The sequence below is a fragment of the [Enterobacter] lignolyticus SCF1 genome, from assembly GCF_000164865.1.
GTDB classification, from domain to species: Bacteria; Pseudomonadota; Gammaproteobacteria; order Enterobacterales; family Enterobacteriaceae; genus Enterobacter_B; species Enterobacter_B lignolyticus.
In genome coordinates, this window is record NC_014618.1 from 4,193,101 (window position 1) to 4,215,379 (window position 22,279).

19 protein-coding genes are annotated in these 22,279 nt (G+C 58.4%); 13 read left to right on the forward strand and 6 right to left on the reverse strand.

What is annotated here, in order from left to right:
- Positions 1–598 precede the first annotated feature (598 nt).
- The 5 genes from arcA (at position 599) to ENTCL_RS19490 (ending at position 5,906) form a co-directional block, all read left to right on the forward strand.
- Positions 599–1,819: an arginine deiminase gene (gene arcA / locus ENTCL_RS19470; RefSeq protein WP_013367860.1), complete on the forward strand. Its 1,221-nt coding sequence runs from the start codon at positions 599–601 to the stop codon at positions 1,817–1,819.
- A gap of 11 nt (positions 1,820–1,830) precedes the next feature.
- Positions 1,831–2,739 carry a carbamate kinase gene (gene arcC / locus ENTCL_RS19475; RefSeq protein WP_013367861.1) on the forward strand — a complete coding sequence of 303 codons (909 nt, stop codon included), beginning with the start codon at positions 1,831–1,833 and terminating at the stop codon, positions 2,737–2,739.
- A 33-nt stretch (positions 2,740–2,772) separates the two neighbouring features.
- The gene (argF, locus tag ENTCL_RS19480; protein WP_013367862.1) at positions 2,773–3,777 is read left to right on the forward strand and encodes an ornithine carbamoyltransferase; all 1,005 of its coding nucleotides are present in this window, start codon (positions 2,773–2,775) and stop codon (positions 3,775–3,777) included.
- A 65-nt stretch (positions 3,778–3,842) separates the two neighbouring features.
- Positions 3,843–5,312, forward strand: a complete 1,470-nt coding sequence (gene arcD / locus ENTCL_RS19485; RefSeq protein WP_013367863.1) for an arginine-ornithine antiporter — start codon at positions 3,843–3,845, stop codon at positions 5,310–5,312.
- Between the two features lie 114 nt (positions 5,313–5,426).
- Positions 5,427–5,906, forward strand: a complete 480-nt coding sequence (locus ENTCL_RS19490; RefSeq protein WP_125452069.1) for an arginine repressor — start codon at positions 5,427–5,429, stop codon at positions 5,904–5,906.
- On the opposite strand, the gene ENTCL_RS23985 is transcribed toward ENTCL_RS19490, so the two are convergent.
- Positions 5,889–6,026 (reverse strand): hypothetical protein, encoded by a 138-nt coding sequence (locus ENTCL_RS23985; protein ID WP_237325100.1) that lies wholly within the window; start codon positions 6,024–6,026, stop codon positions 5,889–5,891. The two genes, ENTCL_RS19490 and ENTCL_RS23985, sit on opposite strands and share 18 nt — an antisense overlap.
- Here ENTCL_RS23985 and pyrL point away from each other — a divergent pair.
- From pyrL to ridA, 4 genes are all read left to right on the forward strand, one after another.
- Positions 6,006–6,143, forward strand: a complete 138-nt coding sequence (pyrL, locus tag ENTCL_RS23255) for a pyr operon leader peptide (protein WP_071841424.1) — start codon at positions 6,006–6,008, stop codon at positions 6,141–6,143. The two genes, ENTCL_RS23985 and pyrL, sit on opposite strands and share 21 nt — an antisense overlap.
- Before the next feature lie 2 nt (positions 6,144–6,145).
- Entirely contained in the window at positions 6,146–7,081 is a 936-nt protein-coding gene (pyrB, locus tag ENTCL_RS19495) for an aspartate carbamoyltransferase (protein ID WP_013367866.1), read from the forward strand.
- Between the two features lie 12 nt (positions 7,082–7,093).
- Positions 7,094–7,555 (forward strand): aspartate carbamoyltransferase regulatory subunit, encoded by a 462-nt coding sequence (pyrI, locus tag ENTCL_RS19500; RefSeq protein ID WP_013367867.1) that lies wholly within the window; start codon positions 7,094–7,096, stop codon positions 7,553–7,555.
- A 200-nt stretch (positions 7,556–7,755) separates the two neighbouring features.
- The gene (gene ridA, locus ENTCL_RS19505; protein WP_013367868.1) at positions 7,756–8,142 is read left to right on the forward strand and encodes a 2-iminobutanoate/2-iminopropanoate deaminase; all 387 of its coding nucleotides are present in this window, start codon (positions 7,756–7,758) and stop codon (positions 8,140–8,142) included.
- 50 nt (positions 8,143–8,192) lie between these two features.
- Here the strand turns inward: ridA and ENTCL_RS19510 are convergent, their stop codons facing one another.
- From ENTCL_RS19510 to mgtL, 3 genes are all read right to left on the reverse strand, one after another.
- The gene (locus tag ENTCL_RS19510; RefSeq protein ID WP_013367869.1) at positions 8,193–10,583 is read right to left on the reverse strand and encodes a beta-N-acetylhexosaminidase; all 2,391 of its coding nucleotides are present in this window, start codon (positions 10,581–10,583) and stop codon (positions 8,193–8,195) included.
- Between the two features lie 151 nt (positions 10,584–10,734).
- On the reverse strand, positions 10,735–13,443 hold the full coding sequence (mgtA, locus tag ENTCL_RS19515) for a magnesium-translocating P-type ATPase (protein ID WP_013367870.1): 2,709 nt from the start codon (positions 13,441–13,443) through the stop codon (positions 10,735–10,737).
- Between the two features lie 150 nt (positions 13,444–13,593).
- Positions 13,594–13,794 carry a mgtA regulatory leader peptide MgtL gene (gene mgtL / locus ENTCL_RS24195; protein WP_013367871.1) on the reverse strand — a complete coding sequence of 67 codons (201 nt, stop codon included), beginning with the start codon at positions 13,792–13,794 and terminating at the stop codon, positions 13,594–13,596.
- 40 nt (positions 13,795–13,834) lie between these two features.
- Here mgtL and treR point away from each other — a divergent pair, with 40 nt between their 5' ends.
- The 3 genes from treR (at position 13,835) to treC (ending at position 18,022) form a co-directional block, all read left to right on the forward strand.
- Positions 13,835–14,782: a trehalose operon repressor TreR gene (treR, locus tag ENTCL_RS19520; RefSeq protein WP_013367872.1), complete on the forward strand. Its 948-nt coding sequence runs from the start codon at positions 13,835–13,837 to the stop codon at positions 14,780–14,782.
- A gap of 130 nt (positions 14,783–14,912) precedes the next feature.
- Positions 14,913–16,331, forward strand: coding sequence for a PTS trehalose transporter subunit IIBC (treB, locus tag ENTCL_RS19525; RefSeq protein WP_013367873.1), 1,419 nt, complete (start codon positions 14,913–14,915; stop codon positions 16,329–16,331).
- Positions 16,332–16,381: 50 nt separating this feature from the next.
- Positions 16,382–18,022 (forward strand): alpha,alpha-phosphotrehalase, encoded by a 1,641-nt coding sequence (gene treC, locus ENTCL_RS19530; protein ID WP_013367874.1) that lies wholly within the window; start codon positions 16,382–16,384, stop codon positions 18,020–18,022.
- A 50-nt stretch (positions 18,023–18,072) separates the two neighbouring features.
- Here treC and ENTCL_RS19535 read toward each other — a convergent pair whose 3' ends face one another.
- Positions 18,073–18,615 (reverse strand): hypothetical protein, encoded by a 543-nt coding sequence (locus ENTCL_RS19535; protein ID WP_013367875.1) that lies wholly within the window; start codon positions 18,613–18,615, stop codon positions 18,073–18,075.
- Positions 18,612–19,160, reverse strand: coding sequence for a carbapenem self-resistance protein CarG family protein (locus ENTCL_RS19540; protein WP_013367876.1), 549 nt, complete (start codon positions 19,158–19,160; stop codon positions 18,612–18,614). Before ENTCL_RS19540 ends, ENTCL_RS19535 begins: the two co-directional genes overlap by 4 nt.
- Positions 19,161–20,113: 953 nt before the next feature.
- Between ENTCL_RS19540 and nrdD the strand changes: the two genes are divergently transcribed.
- Positions 20,114–22,249, forward strand: a complete 2,136-nt coding sequence (gene nrdD / locus ENTCL_RS19545) for an anaerobic ribonucleoside-triphosphate reductase (protein ID WP_013367877.1) — start codon at positions 20,114–20,116, stop codon at positions 22,247–22,249.
- The last annotated feature ends 30 nt before the right edge of the window (positions 22,250–22,279 follow it).

Below are 22,279 nucleotides of genomic sequence, written 5' to 3' on the forward strand. Positions count from 1 at the left end.
TACTTTTTACCGCACTTTTGCGCCAGCGCATGTTTATTGCCGTCGCTGTTAAAAAGCTGTTAATCCTCCGCCGCAGTTTATGCAGGGGTTATGCATAACCTTTTCCCCTCTCTTCACCCCGAGCTTTACAACCCGCTGATTTTATACTGCTTATGCAAAATCCCGGCGCAGCCTCACAGTTTTCCTATCGCTGGATTTCACGTTTTAATGCAATAATTATCTTCAGAATCTACTCACCCTTAAAATAAATAAATCACGTCTCTGCATAACCATGCATGGAGTAAATATTATTTAATAAAAATCAATATGTTAGTAAATTTAAAATATTTAACGGCCGCCACAAAGCATTAACAACCAGGAATAACATCCTGCATTAATGCTTATGCATTCATTTGGCACCAGGCATTAAATTAATATTCTCTGACCTCGCTCATATAAATTAAAGTTGATTTTTAAATCCTGATTTCCCGTGACCACCCTCACATTATCCAGCGCTAAAAGACTCGACTATTGCATCCGAAATTCATTACTCACCACGACTACGAATAAGTATTCGCAGCCACCCTTTTTATTCTGAAAAAACGTTAAGGGAATAATTATGGATAAGCATTATGTCGGTTCTGAAATCGGCCAATTACGTAGCGTAATGCTGCATCGCCCTAATTTAAGTTTAAAAAGACTGACGCCTTCAAATTGCCAGGAACTGCTCTTTGACGACGTGCTTTCGGTCGAACGCGCCGGTGAGGAACACGACGTTTTCGCGAACACGTTACGCCAGCAGGGCATTGAGGTATTGCTGTTGACCGACCTGTTAACCGAAACGCTGGACATTGCGGATGCCAAGGGATGGCTGCTGGATACCCAGGTCTCCGACTACCGTCTGGGGCCGACCTTCGCCTCTGACGTACGCGGCTGGCTGGCCGACCTTTCCCACCGCGAACTGGCGCGCCATTTAACCGGCGGCGTCACCTATGGCGAAATCCCGGCCTCGATTCAAAATATGGTTGTCGATACCCACGACGTGAATGACTTTATTATGAAGCCATTACCCAACCATTTATTTACCCGTGATACCTCCTGCTGGATTTATAACGGCGTATCGATTAACCCGATGGCCAAACCGGCCCGCCAGCGTGAAACAAATAACCTGCGGGCGATTTATCGCTGGCATCCTAAATTTGCCGATGGAGAATTTATTAAATATTTCGGCGACGACAATATTAATTATGACCACGCCACTCTGGAAGGTGGCGACGTGCTGGTCATTGGCCGCGGCGCGGTATTAATCGGTATGTCGGAACGCACCACGCCGCAGGGGGTGGAATTCCTCGCCGCCTCGCTATTCAAACACCGCCAGGCCGAACGGGTGATCGCCATTGAGCTGCCGAAACACCGCTCCTGCATGCACCTCGACACCGTGATGACCCACATCGATATCGACATCTTCTCGGTGTACCCGGAAGTGGTGCGCCAGGACGCCCAGTGCTGGACGCTGACTCCGGACGGCCGCGGCGGCATCAAGCGCACTCAGGAAAGCACCCTGCTGCACGCCATTGAGAAAGCGCTGGGCATCGATCAGGTCCGCCTCATCACCACCGGCGGCGACGCCTTTGAAGCCGAACGCGAGCAGTGGAACGACGCCAACAACGTGCTGACCCTGCGCCCGGGCGTCGTGGTGGGCTACGAGCGCAACATCTGGACCAACGAGAAGTACGACAAAGCCGGGATCACCGTGCTGCCCATTCCGGGCGACGAGCTGGGACGCGGGCGCGGCGGCGCGCGCTGCATGAGCTGCCCGCTGGAACGCGACGGAATTTAAGGAGGATGACCATGACTAAACCCACTCTGGTCGTCGCCCTCGGCGGCAACGCGCTGCTCAAACGCGGCGAACCGCTGGAAGCGGAGATCCAGCGCAAAAACATCGAACTGGCGGCCAAAACCATCGCCGGGCTCACCGAACAGTGGCGCGTGGTGCTGGTGCACGGCAACGGGCCGCAGGTCGGCCTGCTGGCGCTACAAAACAGCGCCTACGACAAGGTGACGCCCTACCCGCTCGACATCCTCGGCGCCGAAAGCCAGGGAATGATCGGCTACATGCTGCAGCAGGCGCTGAAAAACCACCTGCCGCAGCGCGAGGTCAGCGTGCTGCTGACCCAGGTCGAGGTCTGCCCGTCGGACCCGGCCTTCCGGCACCCGACCAAGTACATCGGCCCGGTCTACGAGCAGGCGCAGGCCGAGGCGCTGAGCGCGGAGAAAGGCTGGACCTTTAAAGCCGACGGCCTGTGGTTCCGCCGCGTGGTGCCTTCGCCGCAGCCCCAGCGCATCGTCGAGCGCGACGCGATAAGCGCGCTTATCGCCCGCGATCACCTGGTTATCTGCAACGGCGGCGGCGGCGTGCCGGTCGTCGAGAAGGCCGACGGCTACCACGGCATTGAGGCGGTGATCGATAAGGACCTCTCCGCGGCGCTGCTGGCCCAGCAGATCGAGGCCGATGCGCTGCTGATCCTCACCGACGCCGACGCCGTGTACCTCGACTGGGGCACGCCGTCGCAGCGCCCGCTGGCGCAGATAAGCCCGGAGCAGCTCAACGGCATGCGGTTTGACGCGGGGTCGATGGGGCCGAAAGTCGCCGCCTGCAGCCGCTTCGTCGAACGCTGCAACGGCATCGCCGGCATCGGCGCGCTGGCCGATGGCGCCGCCATTCTGGCGGGCGACAAAGGAACCCTGATTCGCCAGTAATTTTCTCCCCCTCATTTTAAAAAGGATTTACCCATGACCATTAACCTGAAAAACCGCAGCTTTTTGAAGCTGCTCGACTATACCCCGGCGGAAATCCAGTACCTGATCGATCTGGCGATGGAGCTGAAGGCCGCCAAGCGGGCCGGGCGGGAAAAACAGACCATGAAGGGCAAAAACATCGCCCTGATCTTCGAAAAAACCTCCACCCGCACCCGCTGCGCCTTCGAGGTCGGCGCCTTCGATCAGGGCGCGCAGGTGACCTATCTCGGCCCAAGCGGCTCGCAGATAGGGCATAAGGAGTCAATGAAGGACACCGCTCGCGTGCTCGGCCGCATGTATGACGGCATCGAGTATCGCGGCTACGGCCAGCAGATTGTCGAGGAGCTGGGCAAATACGCGGGCGTACCGGTGTGGAACGGGCTGACCGACGAATTCCACCCGACGCAAATCCTGGCCGACCTGATGACCATGCTGGAGCACGCACCGGGCAAAACCCTGCCGCAGCTCAGCTTTGCCTACCTCGGCGATGCGCGCAACAACATGGGCAACTCGCTGATGGTCGGCGCCGCCAAGATGGGGATGGACATCCGTCTGGTCGCGCCAAAATCGTTCTGGCCGGATGACGCGCTGGTGAAACAGTGCCTTGCCATCGGCGAAGAGACCGGCGCGCGCATCCTGCTGACCGACAGCGTTGAAGAGGGCGTGCACGGCGTGGATTTCCTCTACACCGACGTCTGGGTCTCGATGGGCGAGCCGAAGGAGGCCTGGGCCGAACGCGTCAGCCTGATGACCCCGTATCAGATAAACCAGCGCACGATCGACGCCACCGGCAATCCGAACGTCAAGTTCATGCACTGCCTCCCGGCCTTCCATAACGCGGACACCGCCGTCGGGCGTGAAATCGAAGCGGCGTACGGCCTGCAAGGGCTGGAAGTTACCGAAGAGGTGTTCGAGTCGGCGCACGCCATCGTCTTCGACGAGGCGGAAAACCGTATGCACACCATTAAGGCGGTCATGGTGGCGACCCTCGGCGACTAACCCCGGAGCTGGGCGCGGCGTCGGCTGCGCCCTCCTTCTGACCCAATGAGGACAGGAGAATAATCATGGCGGATGTAACTCACGGCGATGCGGATGCCGCAGCCGAAAGCAGTGAAAAAAAACTTGGGCTTAGCGCGCTGGTGGCGCTGGTGGTCGGCTCGATGATCGGCGGCGGGGTGTTCAGCCTGCCGCAAAACTTTGCCTCAGTGGCCTCGCCCGGCGCGCTGATCGTCGGCTGGGTCATTACCGGCATCGGCATGCTGTGTCTGGCCTTTATCTATCAAAACCTCAGCGCCCGCTGCCCGGAGCTGGATGGCGGGATCTACAGCTACGCCCGCGCCGGGTTCGGCGACTTTATCGGTTTTCAGTCCGCGTGGGGGTACTGGTTCTCCGCGTGGCTTGGCAACGTTTCGTATGCGGTGCTGCTGTTCAGCGCCATCAGCTTTTTCATGCCGGTGTTCGGCGACGGCAACAACCTGGCGTCAATTATCGGCGCTTCGGTGGTGCTGTGGCTGGTGCATACCCTAGTGCTGCGCGGCGTGCGTGAAGCGGCGTGGATCAACACCATTCTGACCATCATCAAGGTGCTGGTGCTGATTATCTTCATCATCGCGGTGCTGATCGCCTTTCGTCTTGGCGTGCTAAGCGCCGACTTCTGGGGACGGATGATGCAGGTGGACGGCAGCCATCCGGACCTGTTCAACCAGGTGAAGAACACCATGCTGGTCACCACCTGGGTGTTCATCGGCATTGAGGGCGCGACCGTGGTGTCAGCGCGCGCGGCGAAGCGCAGCGATATCGGTAAAGCCACGGTCACCGGGCTGCTGGGGGCACTGGCTATCTACGTGCTGGTCAGCGTGCTGTCGATGGGCATTCTCGACCAGGCCTCGCTGGCCGGGCTGAAAAACCCGTCGATGGCGGGCGTACTGGAAAGCGTGGTCGGCCCGTGGGGCGCGAAGTTCGTCGCTGGCGGCGTGGTACTGTCGGTGGCCGGGGCGCTGCTCGCCTGGACGCTGTTCGCCGCCGAGCTGCCGAAAGTCGCCGCCCAGGACGGCGTTTTCCCGGAAATCTTCGCCCGGGAGAATGCGCGCAACTCGCCGTCGGTGGCGCTGTGGATAACCAACGGGCTGGTGCAGATCTTTTTACTGCTGACGCTGTTTTACTCCGCGGGCTACCAGGCGCTGTTCTCCATCGCCACCGCCGCCATTCTGCCGCCCTACCTGTTCAGCGCCGCCTACGGCCTGAAGCTGGTGTGGACCAAAGAGCGCTATCAGGACGGCGAAAGCCGCAGCAAAGACCTCATCGTTGCGCTTATCGCCACGGTGTATGGCTTCTGGCTGTGCTATGCCGCGGGCAGTTCGATGCTGCTGAGCTCGCTGCTGTTCGTTCCCGGCGCGGTGATTTACATCGCCAAAAAACGGATCAACCGGCAGCGCTGCTTTAACCGTATCGAGTGGGTGGTGCTGGTTGCCCTCGCGGCGGTCGCCCTCTACACGGCGATCCTGCTTTCGCAAGGGGCGATTTCGCTGACCTGACGCGCAACGCGCCTCTGCGGAGGCGTTTTGCTGCTGTTTCCTTAATTACTAATAAAATCAGTCAGTAAGATGATTGATAGTCTGACACACTGTTTATCAATCAGGAACGACATGATGAAAATCGACCTTTCCACTTCGGAAAAAGAACAGCTCCAGCTCGCGGTTTGCCAGCGACTGGTTAACGAGCGCAGCTACCTGTCACAAGAGGAGCTCCGTCACGATCTCCGGCGTCACGGTTTTGACAGCATTAGCCAGTCCACCGTCTCCAGGCTGCTGAAGCTGCTCGGCGTCATAAAAATTAGAAATGCCAAAGGACAAAAAATTTATTCCGTGAATCCTCAGCTGCGCCCTGCTCCCAGCGCCGCGCGATCGATTGCAGAAATGGTGGTCAGCGTTGAGCATAACGACGAATTTATCCTTATCCACACCGCGGCGGGATACGGGCGCGCGGTCGCGCGCATTCTGGACTATCACGCTCTGCCGGAAATTCTCGGCGTGGTGGCGGCCAGCAGTATCGTCTGGGTCGCGCCGCGCGACGTGAAGCGCACCGCCCTCATTCACAAGCAAATTAATTATTTACTTATGATGCATTAATATGCAGATATGACCGTTTGCTATTGCTAAAGTGTGCATTAATCGCTTGATCCGAAAATTGAGCTGCGTATAATGCCCGACAATTTGCCGGGAGGAAGCATGGTCCAGTGTGTACGACATTCTGTCTTACCGCGTCTGAAAAAAGACGCCGGCCAGCCGTTTTTCTTTCCGTTGCTAAACCCATTCTCAAAGCCCCTTTTTAAGGGGCTTTTTTTTTGCCCAGGCGTCAGGAGATAGACATGGCTAATCCGCTTTATCAAAAACATATCATTTCCATAAACGATCTCAGCCGCGAAGACCTTGAACTGGTGCTGGCGACAGCGGCTAAGCTGAAAGCCCACCCGCAGCCGGAGCTGCTCAAGCATAAGGTCATTGCCAGCTGCTTCTTTGAAGCCTCTACCCGCACCCGCCTGTCGTTTGAAACCTCCATGCACCGCCTCGGCGCGAGCGTAGTGGGCTTCTCCGACAGTGCCAACACCTCGCTGGGCAAAAAAGGCGAAACGCTGGCGGACACCATTTCGGTCATCAGCACCTATGTCGATGCCATCGTAATGCGCCACCCGCAGGAAGGGGCGGCACGCCTGGCGACCGAGTTCTCCGGCGGTATTCCGGTTCTGAACGCCGGGGACGGCGCGAACCAGCACCCCACGCAGACGCTGCTGGATCTGTTCACCATTCAGGAAACCCAGGGACGTCTGGAAAACCTGAGCGTGGCGATGGTCGGCGACCTGAAGTATGGCCGCACCGTCCACTCCCTGACCCAGGCGCTGGCCAAGTTCAACGGCAACCGCTTCTACTTTATCGCCCCGGACGCGCTGGCGATGCCGCAGTACATCCTCGATATGCTGGATGAAAAAGGCATTGCGTGGAGCCTGCACGGCGCCATTGAGGAGGTGATGGAAGAGGTGGACATTCTGTACATGACCCGCGTACAGAAAGAGCGTCTCGACCCGTCGGAGTACGCCAACGTCAAAGCCCAGTTCGTCCTGCGCGCGGCTGACCTCGAGGGCGCCCGCGCCAACATGAAGGTGCTGCATCCGCTGCCGCGCATTGATGAAATTACGCCCGATGTCGATAAAACGCCGCACGCCTGGTACTTCCAGCAGGCCGGTAACGGCATCTTCGCCCGCCAGGCGTTACTGGCACTGGTTTTGAACAGCGACATGGCACTGTAAGGGGAAAAGACAATGACACACGATAACAAACTTCAGGTAGAAGCCATCAAACGCGGCACCGTCATCGACCACATTCCGGCGCAGGTCGGCTTTAAGCTGCTGACGCTGTTCAAACTGACCGAAACTGACCAGCGCATCACCATCGGCCTCAACCTGCCGTCCGGCGAGATGGGCCGTAAAGACCTGATTAAAATCGAGAATACCTTCCTGACCGACGAGCAGGTCAACCAGCTGGCGCTGTACGCGCCGCAGGCGACGGTCAACCGTATCGACAACTATGAGGTGGTGGGTAAATCGCGTCCGAACCTGCCTGCGTATATCGACAGCGTGCTGGTGTGCCCGAACAGCAACTGCATCAGCCATGCTGAACCGGTATCTTCCAGTTTTGCAGTGAAAAAACGCGAGAATGACATCGCACTCAAATGCAAATACTGCGAGAAAGAGTTTTCTCATTATGTGGTGCTGGCCAACTAATTGAGGTTGGTAATGAATTCCCGGCTCCCTGACGACACTAAATCATTCACGCTGCATTGAGGCGGCAAATCCGATTATCCCCGGGAGCATAGAAAACTATGTGACCGGGGTAAGAGGATGCAGCCAACGAAGAGGCAGTGTGAAGGATGACGTGTATAATGGCCGGGAACATTCTTATTTGCTGAACTTCAGGAGAAAACATGTCTAAAGTACTCGCGACGGAAAATGCACCAGCAGCTATCGGCCCATACGTTCAGGGCGTTGATCTTGGCAGTATGGTCATTACTTCCGGTCAGATCCCGGTAAACCCGCAGACCGGCGTCGTGCCGGAAGACGTTGCCGCTCAGGCGCGTCAGTCGCTGGAAAACGTGAAAGCGATCGTGGAATCCGCGGGTCTGAAAGTGGGCGATATCGTAAAAACGACCGTTTTCGTGAAAGATCTGAACGACTTCGCGACCGTTAACGCCACCTACGAAGCGTTCTTCGCAGAGCACAAGGCCACCTTCCCGGCGCGCTCCTGCGTGGAAGTGGCGCGTCTGCCGAAAGATGTGAAGATTGAGATTGAAGCGATCGCGGTTCGTCGCTGATTTACGCTCCCCTCTCCGGCGAAGGAGAGGGGAAAAATAGCGCCCCTGCGTTACTCAATTCGCGTCGCCCGCAGCAGCGTTTCCAGCGGATACACCGCCGCAATCACCACCTCATCCTGGGTTTTGGCCGCCTCGTCGAGCTGCGCCTGAATCGACGCATACTCTTTATCATCGAGCGTCCCCTGACGCGCCACCAGATCGGTTAAGCGCAGCCCCAGCGCCGCCAGCTTATCCACCTGCGCCACCACCGGCTTTATCGCCGCCAGCTGATAGTTCGCCCCGGCCAATGCCAGAGCGTCCGGCGTATTGCTCTGCCAGCGGGTGAACACATGGCGCAGCGCGTCCGCGCTTTCCGTATCTTCGGCGTCGCTGACCAGGCGCTCCGCCCAGCGGTTAAGACTGTGTACGGTCATGCTCTCCGCCGGCAGCGCGTCGGCAAAGCGGTTCAGCGGCTCAAACTGGTGATAGTTCCCCGCCTGGAACTTGAGATGCTGACGGGTGTAATAGTGCGCAGGCTCCACGGCCTGAGCGAGGATTTGCAGCGCCAGCGTGCTGCTGCCGCTGGCAAGCCGGGCGAACTGCTGCAGCTGCTGGGTGTGCTGCTGCAGCCCCACCGATACCGTCGACCAGCCGTCAACCGCCTGCAGCCGCTGGTACATATTGTCGGTATCTTGCACATCCTGCGCCGACCACAGCCGCTCCGCCACGGCAAAGGCGCGCGGCCACAGCCGGATGTCCAGCACCGGAGCAACGATATTTTCCGCCCACAGCGCCGCTTCGCCGCCGAGCAGGTTTTTCTGCTGTTCGGCGTCCGGCACCACCGGCGGCGTCCCCGCGGGCACCGCCTCAAGACGCTTGCCGCTCGCCGGGTAGCGGGTGTTGCCGATCAGGAAGTAGCCGCTGATGCTGTCATTGCTGACCGTCAGCAGCGGGCGGGTTTCCCCCATCCAGGTGTCGACGCTGAAGGTCATCTGGTCGTCGCTCAGCCACTCAATGTTCTGCACCGCGCGGCGGGACTTGCCTTTAAAATCGATGAATCCGCGCCAGCCGTCTTCGCCCTTTACCAAGGTGAAGCTGCCTTCAACCGGGCTGCCTTTCAGCCGCGGCATACTAAACGACCAGCTCTGCGCGCTGTCGGCATCGCTGAGGGTGTCGACGCCGTTCAGCCCCTGCGGCACGATGTCATTGCGGTAGTGATAGGCGGCGTACTGCGGCTGGTCGAGGTAGAAACCGGTGGACAGGATGCCTTTGTAGCCGTTTTTCGCCACTTCGCCGAGCGCGTCCTGCCCCTGCCAGGACTGGATCAAAATGCTCTTCGGCAGGTCGGGATGGTAAATCTCATCCCAGCCGACCATCTGGCGGTGATATTTTTCCAGAATCCGCTCCAGCCGGCGGTTGAAGTACGCCTGCAGGGCGTGGCTGTCCGCCAGCGCGTTCTGCTGCATAAAGCGCTGGATTGCCGGGTTATTCTTCCACTGGGTGTCGTCTACCTCATCGCCGCCGATATGCAGATAAGCATCGGGAAAAATCGCCGCCAGTTCGCCGACAATGGCGTCAGCAAAGGCATAGGTCGCCTCTTTTGTCGGGTCGAGCACCGGCTTGAGCACGCCCCAGTGACGCTCCATCTCATACGGCCCGGGCGCGCTCATCAGCTCCGGATACGCCACCGCAATGGCCGACGCATGCCCCGGCATGTCGATTTCCGGCACCACGCGAATGCCCCGCTCCGCCGCGTAGCGCACCACCTCTTTCATCTGCGCCTGGGTGTAAAACTGACCGTCGCTGGCCAGCTGCTGCAGTTTGGGATAGCGGTTTGAGGCAAAGCGCCAGCCCTGATCGTCGGTTAAATGCCAGTGGAAGACGTTAAGCTTGGCCGCCGCCATGCCGTCAAGCTGGCGCTTAATGTCCTCCAGCGGCATAAAGTGGCGCGCCGAGTCGAGCAGCAGCCCGCGCCACGGGAAGCGCGGCGCGTCGGTAATGCTGACGTAAGGGATGGCGGTATTTTCCGGCCCGTTCTGGATAAGCTGCAGCAGCGTCTCCATGCCGCGCAGGGCGCCGAAGCGGGTATTGGCGGTGAGCTTCACGCCGCTGGCGCTCACCGTCAGCCGATAGCTTTCATCGCTGTCGGGACGGGGGATGGCCGCCACGCTGCGGGCAATGGCGATGTCAATGGTGGGCGATGTTACCCCTGCGGCCTGCGGCATCAGCACCCAGCCCGTCTGGCGGGCGATGCGCTCGCGCCAGCGGCCGACGGCCGGGCCTAGATCATCGCCCGTCACGCGAATGGTCAGCCGGTTGTCAATCGCCAGCGCGCCCTGCGCCGGTCGTTCCACCTGCGCGGGCCAGGGCATCAGCGGCAGATCGCCGGCGGGAGACGCGAGGGTGTAGCCACTGAGCAAAAGTCCGGTCGTCAGTAAACTGTAACGCACTGTTTTGAGCATGGGTTTTCCTTGATGACGGGCCAAAAAAGGCGAAACCATTGAGGTATCATGCCACAAGGAAAAGCGTCAAGCGCGGGGCGGCGACCTGGGTCACAACCTGCTGAAAATGGGGATATTTCCCTCTCCGGAAGCGGAGAGGGAGGTCAAAACGTCACTGCCAGCCGTAGCGGCGGCTGTAGAAGCCTTTTACCGTTTGGGTCAGGATCATATAGCCCGCCAGAATCAGCACCAGCCACGGGAAATAGCTCAGCGGCAGCGCCTGCAGCGACAGATAGCTCGCCAGCGGCGAGAACGGCAGCGCGATCCCCACCACCATCACCACAAAGGTCATGGCGAACAGCGGCCAGGCGGCACGGCTTTGCAGGAACGGAATACGCCGCGTGCGGATCATATGTACAATCAGCGTCTGCGACAGCAGCCCTTCGATAAACCAGCCGGACTGGAACAGCGTCTGCACTTCCGGGGTGTTGGCGTGGAACACCCACCACATCAGGCAAAAAGTCAGGATGTCGAAAATCGAGCTAATCGGGCCGAAGAACACCATAAAGCGCCCGAGGTCCGTCGGGTTCCAGCGCTGCGGCTTCTGGATCTGCTCGTCATCGACGTTGTCGAACGGAATCGCCACCTGGGATACATCGTACAGCAGGTTCTGAATCAACAGGTGCAACGGCAGCATCGGCAGGAACGGCAGAAAGGCGCTCGCCACCAGCACGCTGAAGACGTTGCCGAAGTTCGAACTGGCGGTCATCTTGATGTACTTCAGCATGTTGGCGAAGGTCCGGCGGCCTTCGATAACCCCTTCCTCCAGCACCATCAGGCTTTTTTCCAGCAGAATGATATCGGCGGCTTCGCGGGCGATATCGACCGCGCCGTCCACGGAGATGCCGATATCGGCGGCGCGCAGCGCCGGGGCGTCGTTAATGCCGTCGCCCATAAAGCCGACCACGTGCCCTTCGCGTTTGAGCAGCGTGACGATGCGCTCCTTATGCATCGGCGTAAGGCGCGCAAACAGGGTGGTGCGTTTCGCCAGCGTCGCCAGCTCGTCGTCGCTGAGGGCGTCGATGCTGCTGCCTACCACCACCTCACCGGCATCAAGGCCCACTTCATGGCACACTTTCGCCGCCACCAGCTCGCTGTCGCCGGTCAGGATTTTCACGGTGATGCCGCTGGCCTTCAGCGCTTTCAGCGCCGGCGCGGTGGTCTCTTTCGGCGGATCGAGGAACGCGATATAACCTTCGAGAATCAGGTCAGATTCATCCGCGCGCTGATAGTCCCCTTCGCGCCCCGGCAGGTACCGGGTGGCCACCGCCACCACGCGCAGCCCCTGACGGTTCAGGTTATCGGTGACGCGGCGGATGCGGCGCAGCATGGTGTCATCCAGCGGCACGATATCGCCGTTGAAGCGCACCTGCGTCGATACGTTGAGGATCTCCTGCAGCGCGCCCTTGCAGATCAGCTGGTGCACGTCGCCCTGCTCGGCCACCACCACCGACATCCGGCGGCGTTCGAAGTCAAACGGGATCTCGTCGATTTTCAGCCAGCGCTCGGACAGCGCGCGGGCGGACTCTTCATCGACCCCTTCCAGCACCGCGGTATCCAGCAGGTTTTTCAGCCCGGTCTGGTAGTGGCTGTTCAGCCAGGCGCTGTGCAGCACGCGATCGCTGGTGCGCCCGGAGACATCGGTGTGGTTCTCCAGCACGATTTTGTCCTGCGTCAGGGTGCCGGTTTTGTCGGTGCACAGGATATCCATGGCGCCGAAGTTCTGGATGGCGTCGAGGTGTTTAACGATAACCTTTTGTTTTGACAGTTTTACCGCCCCGCGCGCCAGCGTGGAGGTGACGATCATCGGCAGCATTTCCGGGGTCAGGCCCACGGCGACGGAGAGCGCGAACAGCGCCGCTTCCCACCAGTCGCCCTTGGTGTAGCCGTTGATCAGCAGCACGACCGGCGCCATTACCAGCATAAAGCGGATAAGCAGCATGCTGACGCGGCTGATGCCTTTCTGGAAGGCGTTGGGCTCGCTTTCCTGCTCGCTGACGCGCCCAGCGAGCTGACCAAACCAGGTGTTGCCGCCGGTGGCGAAGACAATCGCCTGCGCCGAGCCGCTCACCACGTTGGTGCCCATAAAGCACAGGGTATCGCTTTCCAGCGGGTTGCTCTGCTGCGGGTCGCGGCTGCGGGCCACTTTTTCCACCGGCAGGGATTCGCCGGTCAGCGACGCCTGCGCGACGAACAGATCGCGGGCCTGGAAGACGCGCAGATCCGCCGGGATCATGTCGCCTGCGGAGAGCTTAACGATATCGCCCTGCACCAGCCGATCGATAGGGATCTCCAGCCAGCGGCTCTCCCCCTGCTCGTTGATGACGCGCAGCACCGTCGCGGTGTTGCTGACCATCGCCTTCAGGGCGTCCGCCGCTTTCGTCGAGCGCGCCTCCTGAATAAAGTTCAGCAGCGTGGAAATGCCCACCATCAGCGCAATCACGCCCGCGGCGAACAGGTCTTCCGTGGAATAGGAAATGATCCCCAGCACCGTCAGCAGCAGGTTGAACGGGTTGCGATAGCAGCTCCAGAGGTGGATCCACCACGGCGACGGCTTCTGCGCCGGAATGACGTTTTCGCCGTGACGGGTGCGGTTTTCCTCGACATCCGCCGCGTTCAGCCCTTCAGGATGGCTGTTGAAGGCGCGCCAGATTTCGTTTTCATCCATCGCCGCAGCGTCAAGACACTGCTTGCTGAGCGTGTCAGGTATCGGCGTGCCGGCAAGCACTTTTCTGTCCGGCATCGGGTCGCGCTGGACAAGGCGGCGTGGCAGGTGGCGGCTCAGCTGGTCAAGCAGCTGCCGGGTCATATTTTTCAGCATAGGACATCCCTCCGTGCTCGCGAAAACAAGCACAGACTTCCCGACAGACGGCTTACGCGCTACCTGTCAGGTCATTATTGTATTTTGTGCAGGGACATCAACGACGTCACTGCCTCACGCAAAACCGGTAAGGCAGTGATAAAGACTGGCTTACCGGGAAAAAGTTATGCTCCATCGATGATGGGGAGTGGGATCGGGATCCATGAAGCCTCCGGTAAGAGAAATAAACGCCGCGCAGTATATATGCAGATAACCGCACGGTAAACAAGCAATTATGGCGGTATTATGCGCCCACGCAATTAAACGGTGCGTATACAAGATTTTGCCCATTGCGTCTTCGTTGAGTAGCATTAGGCTCGAAGATCATTTCATGCGGATGACGGATACCAGGATGCAGAACCGGTTGACCATTAAAGACATTGCGCGTTTAAGCGGCGTAGGAAAATCCACCGTCTCCCGCGTGCTGAATAACGAAAGCGGCGTCAGCGCCCGCACCCGCGAGCGCGTGGAGGCGGTGATGAACCAGCACGGCTTCGCCCCTTCCCGCTCCGCCCGCGCCATGCGCGGCCAGAGCGATAAAGTCGTGGCGATTATCGTCACCCGCCTGGATTCGCTGTCGGAAAATCTTGCGGTACAGACCATGCTGCCGGTGTTCTACGAGCAGGGCTATGACCCCATCATGATGGAAAGCCAGTTTTCGCCGGAGAAAGTCGCAGAGCATCTCGGTATGCTGCGTCGCCGCAACGTCGACGGGGTGGTGCTGTTCGGCTTTACCGGCGTCAACGAAACGCTGCTGGCGCCGTGGCAGTCCACGCTGGTGATGCTGGCGCGCGACGCCGCTGGTTTCGCCTCGGTATGCTATGACGATGAAGGAGCTATCCAGATGCTGATGCAGCGCCTGTATGACCAGGGACACCGGCATATCAGCTTCCTTGGCGTGCCGCACAGCGACGTCACCACCGGCAAGCGCCGTCACGAAGCCTATCTGGCGTTTTGCAAAACGCACCGGCTGACCCCCGTCGCCGCGCTGCCGGGCCTGGCGATGAAGCAGGGCTATGACGCCGTCGCCACCGTGACCGGCCCCGACACCACCGCGCTGGTGTGCGCCACCGATACCCTCGCCCTCGGCGCCAGCAAATATTTGCAGGAGCAGCGGCTCGACGCCCTGCAGCTGGCGAGCGTCGGCAGCACCCCGCTGATGAAGTTTCTGCACCCGGAGATAATCACCGTCGATCCCGGCTACGGTAAGGCCGGGCAGCAGGCCGCGCAGCAGCTGGTGGCCCAGATCAACGGCCGATCCGACCTGCAGCAGATAGTGATCCCCGCGACCCTCGCCTGACCCGAACCGATCGCAAATTGACGAATATTTGTGATCGCCGCCGATTTTCGGGAACGTTCCCATTTTCGAATTTAAGCGAAAAGGATAGCCTTTGTGCAGGTCATAACCTCCTCTGCTACGAGACCTCATCATGAGCAAAGTAAAACAACAGGACATCGATAAACTGATCGAACTGGTCGGCGGGCGCGACAATATCGCCACCGTCAGCCACTGCATCACCCGCCTGCGCTTTGTGCTGAATAACCCGGCAAGCGCTAACCCGAAAGCCATCGAAGCGCTGCCGATGGTCAAGGGCTGCTTTACCAACGCCGGGCAGTTCCAGGTGGTCATCGGCACCGAGGTCGACGATTACTACAAAGCGCTGCTGGCCACCACCGGGCAGGCCTCCGCCGACAAAGAGCAGGCCAAACTCGCGGCGCGGCAGAACATGAAATGGCACGAGCGGCTGATTTCCCACTTTGCCGAGATCTTCTTCCCGCTGCTGCCCGCGCTGATAAGCGGCGGTTTAATCCTCGGTTTTCGCAACGTTATCGGCGACCTGCCGATGAGCAACGGCCAGACGCTGGCGCAGATGCACCCGGCGCTGAAAACCGTCTATGACTTTCTGTGGCTTATCGGCGAAGCCATCTTCTTCTACCTGCCAGTCGGGATCTGCTGGTCGGCGGTGAAGAAAATGGGCGGCACGCCGATCCTCGGCATCGTGCTGGGGGTGACGCTGGTGTCGCCGCAGCTGATGAACGCCTATCTGCTGGGTCAGCAGGCGCCGGAAGTGTGGAACTTCGGCCTGTTCAGCATTGCGAAGGTGGGCTATCAGGCGCAGGTGATCCCGGCGCTGCTGGCGGGGCTGGCGCTCGGCGTGATTGAAACGCGCCTGAAGCGTATCGTGCCGGACTATCTCTATCTGGTGGTGGTGCCGGTCTGCTCGCTGATCCTCGCCGTGTTCCTCGCCCACGCCTTTATCGGCCCGTTCGGCCGCCTGATCGGCGACGGCGTAGCGTTCGCGGTGCGCCACCTGATGACCGGCAGCTTCGCCCCGATTGGCGCCGCGCTATTCGGCTTCCTGTATGCGCCGCTGGTGATCACCGGCGTGCATCAGACCACGCTTGCCATCGACATGCAGATGATCCAGAGCATGGGCGGAACGCCGGTGTGGCCGCTGATTGCGCTGTCCAACATCGCCCAGGCGTCCGCGGTGGTCGGCATTATTATCTGCAGCCGCAGGCACAACGAACGCGAGATTTCCGTTCCGGCGGCCATCTCCGCCTACCTCGGCGTGACCGAACCGGCGATGTACGGCATCAACCTCAAATACCGCTTCCCGATGCTGTGCGCAATGGTCGGCTCCGGGCTGGCGGGCCTGCTGTGCGGCCTCAACGGGGTGATGGCCAACGGCATCGGCGTCGGCGGGCTGCCGGGCATCCTCTCTATCCAGCCGACTTACTGGCAGGTCTATGCGCTGGCGATGGTTATCGCCGTAGTGGTGCCGATTGTGCTGACGGCGCTGGTGTACCAGCGCAAGCTCCGCCAGGGCACCCTGCAGATGGTGTAATGTTGTCGGGGCGCGTCGGCGCCCCCTCTGTTGTAAATCAGGAAAAACGTATGAATAACCTTCCCCACTGGTGGCAAAACGGCGTTATCTACCAGATCTACCCGAAGAGTTTCCAGGACACGACCGGCAGCGGTACCGGCGACCTGCGCGGCGTCACCGCCCGTCTCGACTATCTGCAAACCCTGGGCATTGATGCCATCTGGCTCACGCCGTTTTACGTCTCGCCGCAGGTGGACAACGGCTACGATGTCGCCGACTACACCGCCATCGACCCGGCCTACGGCACGCTGGCGGATTTCGACGAGCTGGTGGCGCAGGCGAAAGCGCGCGGGATCCGCATCGTGCTCGACATGGTGTTTAACCATACGTCGACCCTGCACCCGTGGTTTATCGACGCGCAGCGTCCGGACAGCCCGCACCGCGCGTTCTATATCTGGCGCGATGACCCGAATAACTGGCGCGCCAAGTTCGGCGGCAACGCCTGGCAGTGGCATGCCGACAGCGAACAGCACTACCTGCACCTGTTCGCCCCCGAGCAGGCCGATCTCAACTGGGAAAACCCGGCGGTGCGCGCCGAGCTCAAGCAGGTGTGCGAGTTTTGGGCCGATCGCGGCGTGGACGGGCTGCGCCTCGACGTGGTGAACCTGATTTCCAAGGACCAGGCGTTTCCGTTCGATCTTGAGGGCGACGGCCGCCGCTTTTATACCGACGGCCCGCGGGTGCATGAGTTTCTTCAGGAGATGAGCCGCGACGTCTTTACGCCGCGCCAGCTGATGACCGTGGGCGAGATGTCCTCCACCACGCTTGAGCACTGTCAGCAATACGCCGCGCTCGACGGCCGTGAGCTGTCGATGACCTTTAACTTTCACCACCTGAAGGTGGACTACCCGAACGGCGAGAAATGGACGCGGGCCAAACCGGACTACGTCGCGCTGAAGGCGCTGTTCAGCCACTGGCAGCAGGGTATGCACAATGTGGCCTGGAACGCGCTGTTCTGGTGTAACCACGACCAGCCGCGCATCGTGTCGCGCTTCGGCGATGAGGGCGAATACCGCGTCGTCGCCGCCAAAATGCTGGGGATGGTGCTGCACGGCATGCAGGGAACGCCGTACATCTATCAGGGCGAAGAGCTCGGTATGACCAACCCGCACTTCCGCCAGATTACCGACTACCGCGATGTGGAGAGCCACAATATGTTCGCCGAGCGCGTGGCCCAGGGATGCGATGTCAACGAGCTGCTGGCGATCCTCGCCAGCAAGTCCCGCGACAACGGCCGCACGCCGATGCAGTGGAGCGATGCGGCGCACGGCGGCTTTACCACCGGCACGCCGTGGATCGCCCTTTGCGATAACTACCGCCAGATCAACGCCGAGGCGGCGCTCGGCTCCCCCGATTCGGTGTTCTACACCTATCAGTCTCTGATTCGGCTGCGCAAAACGCTGCCGGTGCTGACGTGGGGAGACTATCAGGATCTTCTGCCGCAGCACCCTTCCCTGTGGTGCTACCGCCGCCGCTGGCAGGGGCAAACTCTGCTGGTGGCGGCAAACCTCAGCCGCGAGGAGCAGGCGTGGACGCCGGAGCAGGCCGACGGCGACTGGCAGAGGGTAATAAGCAACTACCCGGAAGCCGCCGACAAACCGGGCGCGATGACGCTGCGCCCGTTTGAAGCGGTATGGTGGCTGCAGGACTGATCAGGCGCGTTCCCCCGGCGGTACATCTGCCGGGGCGACGGCCCGCGCATTCAGTAGAACAGATCTAGCTGATAGGGCTCTCCAGTGATTGTCATTGAACCGTCTGCATTGGTTAAAATATCCGCCTGATACCTGGCATTCCCGATCCCCATGACCCTATTATCCAGGTCGGTGTACGCCCCCCTGATCGATTTATCTTTTGCCCAGGAGGGTAAATTTTCTATGTCATAGTAGAAAATTACTGACGTATTGCCATGACCATGGTTAGCGATATTGTCAATTTTTTTCACGCGAATACGGCCATAGCAGAAGTCACCATGCTTTTTAAATTCTTCCTGACCTGCACGAGTAAGCGACCAGCTTCTCTTATCAGGGGTCACTTTCACCAAACCTGCATCAACCAATGCCCACATTTTTGCATTAACCCACACCGACTCATTCTGTGTAATCGAAACGGGCCACAAAATTTCTCCCAGGCATAACGATGGTTGTCGATCCAGTGCTTGCTGAATCAACTTTATATAACTATCGCGGTCAGCGCCGTGGCTAAGGAAAGATAACAGCAGGCAACAGACGAGAAAACAGGGCTTCATTCCAGCGTCCTGATACTAATATGATTAAAAGCTTCATCCGTGTCGCTATATCGTTCTTTAGTCACATATGCTCTGGTGAGTTCCCAATAGAACAAGGAGACGCCAGGATCTTGATCATTGATTTTTATATCATAACGACTAAATTTTACCGGCAGCGCATCCGTAACATCATCACCATTTTGCTTACTCGCTAATTTGTATGCGCTGACGACAAAATAACCATTGTTTTTTTTATACAGCTGGTAGTTAGTTATCTTGATCGTTGAAGCAGACAGGCTGAAATCAGACCAGGTGAACCCCGTATCATTGGGAACGGGGATGATATTATATTCTCCATTCTTATTTTTAATGAAAATCGTCATGGTATGGTTGGGATGCGAGGTGTTGTTATCAAATATGGCATCAATAACGATGTCTTTTAATCCATCGCCATTCACATCAAGCATATTAACACCTTTCTTAAGCATAACCTTACTATACTCAGCAGAAAACGCACCGGGAGATATCAACATAAGCATAGCGATGATGAACAGATTACGATTCAATGTGTACGCTCCTGACCAATCTGAAGCCGATATCCGGCATAATAAATCCGGCGCTATGATTATCACAGGCGGCTAATGTCGTCACCTGGAAAAGATGGGAGGTAACGTTTTACTTCGGCGCAAAAAATTAACAAAAACACCAATCATGATCAATGAAAAACAAATAAATCATTAAATAAACAGTGATATTCATCACATCTAAACTACGTTTCTGTATATTATTTTCTCTATGAAATAATTTTACTGAGTAATTTTTTTGCATTTTTTCCTATTTTCAACTGATATTTCCAGAATTACTAAGTTATGTCGTATTGAGATGGTTGACAGTCGAAAATCCCGTCGGCTTATTGCGCGGATAGTAACTATTGTAAATAGCACGAGATGAGTGCACTACCTAAAGATCAGGTTAAGACATTTGAATTTAAACATCCCCTGGGTGAAACACCTCTGGTGAGCAGAGTATTTGAAGTGCAGGGCCCAGCATCACCCTGTATTGCATTTACAATAACGCATCTGATTCACTGGCGCGGGCCAACATTCCGCAAAGCTCACATTGCAGGCGTGCATGAAGGGCCAACTATCTTCACTCAGCCCCCCAAAACCGCACAGTGAGCGCTGATTTTGTTGATTTTTCACTCACTTTTTGAGCATAGAATTTTTCTTTGGGCTACATCGCCCGTCCTCTGTACTGTCCAGTTTTTACTTTGTCCTGAATCAAAAAAATCGCAAACATCTTTGATGCAAATCACTATATATAGAACTTAGAATGCATCCCGGCCCTACATCTTGTATTAATCGTCTATTCTCTCACCTGAACCTGACTAAAAAAGCCAGGGCGAGAATGTGGATAAAAAGGGCCGGAATCGGGGAAGTGTCTGGCAGGTAAGCTGAATCATGCCTGCGACGCGTCTCCCGCCTCTGTGGATAACCTGTTCTTTTAATATGGAGTGATCATGACACCGCATGTGATGAAACGCGATGGCTGTAAAGTGCCGTTCACCTCAGCGCGCATCCAGGAAGCTATCCTGCGAGCCGCAAGCGCAGCGGGAGTCGATGACGCAGACTATTGCGCCACCGTCGCAGAAGTCGTTAGCCAACAAATGCAGGGCCGCGAGCAGGTCGACATCAGCGAAATTCAGACCGCCGTCGAAAACCAGCTGATGTCCGGACCGTACAAGCAGCTGGCCCGCGCCTATATCGAGTATCGCCACGACCGCGATGTTCAGCGTGAAAAGCGCGGCCGCCTGAACCAGGAAATTCGCGGCCTGGTGGAGCAAACCAACTCGGCGCTGCTCAACGAAAACGCCAATAAAGACAGTAAAGTGATCCCGACCCAGCGCGACCTGCTGGCCGGTATCGTCGCCAAACACTACGCCCGCCAGCACCTGCTGCCGTACGACGTGGTGCAGGCCCACGAGCGCGGAGAGATTCACTACCACGATCTCGACTACTCGCCCTTCTTCCCGATGTTCAACTGCATGCTGATTGACCTTAAGGGCATGCTGACCCAGGGCTTTAAGATGGGCAACGCGGAGATTGAACCGCCGAAATCCATCTCTACCGCCACCGCCGTCACCGCGCAGATCATCGCCCAGGTGGCAAGCCACATTTATGGCGGCACCACCATTAACCGTATCGACGAAGTGCTGGCGCCGTTCGTGACCGCCAGCTTTGAAAAGCACCGCAGAGTGGCCGACGAGTGGCGCATTCCGGATGCCGAAGGCTACGCCCACTCGCGTACGGAAAAAGAGTGCTATGACGCGTTCCAGTCGCTGGAGTATGAGGTAAACACCCTGCATACCGCCAACGGCCAGACGCCGTTCGTCACCTTCGGCTTTGGCCTCGGCACCAGCTGGCAGTCGCGTTTGATCCAGCAGTCGATTCTGCGCAACCGCATCGCCGGGCTGGGTAAAAACCGCAAAACGGCGGTCTTCCCGAAGCTGGTATTCGCCATTCGCGACGGCCTGAACCACAAGTTCGGCGATCCGAACTACGACATCAAACAGCTGGCGCTGGAGTGCGCGAGCAAGCGCATGTATCCGGATATTCTCAACTACGATCAGGTGGTTAAGGTTACCGGCTCGTTTAAAACCCCAATGGGCTGCCGCAGCTTCCTCGGCGTGTATGAAGAGAACGGCGAGCAGATCCACGACGGCCGCAACAACCTCGGCGTGATTAGCCTCAACCTGCCGCGCATTGCGCTGGAGGCCCACGGCAACGAAGCGGCCTTCTGGAAGCTGCTGGACGAACGCCTGCAGCTTGCCCGTAAGGCGCTGATGACCCGTATTGCCCGTCTGGAAGGGGTGAAGGCCCGCGTCGCGCCGATCCTGTATATGGAAGGCGCCTGCGGCGTGCGGCTGAAGGCCGACGACGACGTCTCTGAAATCTTTAAAAACGGCCGCGCGTCGATTTCGCTGGGCTATATCGGCATCCACGAAACCATCAATGCGCTGTTCGGCAACCAGCACGTCTACGACACCGCTGCGCTGCGTGAGAAAGGCATCGCCATCGTGCAGCGCCTGCGCGACGCGGTCGACGAGTGGAAAGCGGAAACCGGCTATGGCTTTAGCCTCTACAGCACGCCGAGCGAAAACCTGTGCGACCGCTTCTGCCGCCTCGATACGGCGCAGTTCGGCCTGGTGGACGGCGTGACGGATAAGGGCTACTACACCAACAGCTTCCACCTCGACGTGGAGAAGAAGGTGAACCCGTACGATAAAATCGACTTCGAAGCGCCTTATCCGCCGCTGGCGAACGGCGGGTTCATTTGCTACGGCGAATACCCGAACATCCAGCACAACCTGAAAGCGCTGGAAGACGTCTGGGATTACAGCTACCAGCACGTGCCGTACTACGGCACCAATACGCCTATCGACGAGTGCTATGAGTGCGGCTTTACCGGCGAATTCGAGTGCACCAGCAAGGGGTTCACCTGTCCGAAATGCGGCAACCACGACGCCTCCCGCGTGTCGGTGACCCGCCGCGTTTGCGGGTATCTGGGCAGCCCGGATGCGCGTCCGTTTAACGCCGGTAAGCAGGAAGAAGTGAAGCGCCGCGTGAAGCATCTGGGGAACGGGCAGATCGATTAATCCTCTGCCGCTTTAATGCCGGGTAGCGCT

What these genes read in the sequence shown, in the direction of transcription:
- treB (WP_013367873.1), top strand. Translation starts at nt 14,913, where the DNA reads ATGAGCAAAGTAAAACAACAGGACATCGATAAACTGATCGAACTGGTC.
- ENTCL_RS19490 (WP_125452069.1), top strand. Translation starts at nt 5,427, where the DNA reads ATGAAAATCGACCTTTCCACTTCGGAAAAAGAACAGCTCCAGCTCGCG.
- treC (WP_013367874.1), top strand. Translation starts at nt 16,382, where the DNA reads ATGAATAACCTTCCCCACTGGTGGCAAAACGGCGTTATCTACCAGATC.
- pyrI (WP_013367867.1), top strand. Translation starts at nt 7,094, where the DNA reads ATGACACACGATAACAAACTTCAGGTAGAAGCCATCAAACGCGGCACC.
- ENTCL_RS19510 (WP_013367869.1), bottom strand. Translation starts at nt 10,583, where the DNA reads ATGCTCAAAACAGTGCGTTACAGTTTACTGACGACCGGACTTTTGCTC.
- mgtL (WP_013367871.1), bottom strand. Translation starts at nt 13,794, where the DNA reads ATGCTACTCAACGAAGACGCAATGGGCAAAATCTTGTATACGCACCGT.
- arcC (WP_013367861.1), top strand. Translation starts at nt 1,831, where the DNA reads ATGACTAAACCCACTCTGGTCGTCGCCCTCGGCGGCAACGCGCTGCTC.
- argF (WP_013367862.1), top strand. Translation starts at nt 2,773, where the DNA reads ATGACCATTAACCTGAAAAACCGCAGCTTTTTGAAGCTGCTCGACTAT.
- ridA (WP_013367868.1), top strand. Translation starts at nt 7,756, where the DNA reads ATGTCTAAAGTACTCGCGACGGAAAATGCACCAGCAGCTATCGGCCCA.
- mgtA (WP_013367870.1), bottom strand. Translation starts at nt 13,443, where the DNA reads ATGCTGAAAAATATGACCCGGCAGCTGCTTGACCAGCTGAGCCGCCAC.
- nrdD (WP_013367877.1), top strand. Translation starts at nt 20,114, where the DNA reads ATGACACCGCATGTGATGAAACGCGATGGCTGTAAAGTGCCGTTCACC.
- pyrL (WP_071841424.1), top strand. Translation starts at nt 6,006, where the DNA reads ATGGTCCAGTGTGTACGACATTCTGTCTTACCGCGTCTGAAAAAAGAC.
- arcA (WP_013367860.1), top strand. Translation starts at nt 599, where the DNA reads ATGGATAAGCATTATGTCGGTTCTGAAATCGGCCAATTACGTAGCGTA.
- ENTCL_RS23985 (WP_237325100.1), bottom strand. Translation starts at nt 6,026, where the DNA reads ATGTCGTACACACTGGACCATGCTTCCTCCCGGCAAATTGTCGGGCAT.
- ENTCL_RS19535 (WP_013367875.1), bottom strand. Translation starts at nt 18,615, where the DNA reads ATGAAGCCCTGTTTTCTCGTCTGTTGCCTGCTGTTATCTTTCCTTAGC.
- treR (WP_013367872.1), top strand. Translation starts at nt 13,835, where the DNA reads ATGCAGAACCGGTTGACCATTAAAGACATTGCGCGTTTAAGCGGCGTA.
- arcD (WP_013367863.1), top strand. Translation starts at nt 3,843, where the DNA reads ATGGCGGATGTAACTCACGGCGATGCGGATGCCGCAGCCGAAAGCAGT.
- pyrB (WP_013367866.1), top strand. Translation starts at nt 6,146, where the DNA reads ATGGCTAATCCGCTTTATCAAAAACATATCATTTCCATAAACGATCTC.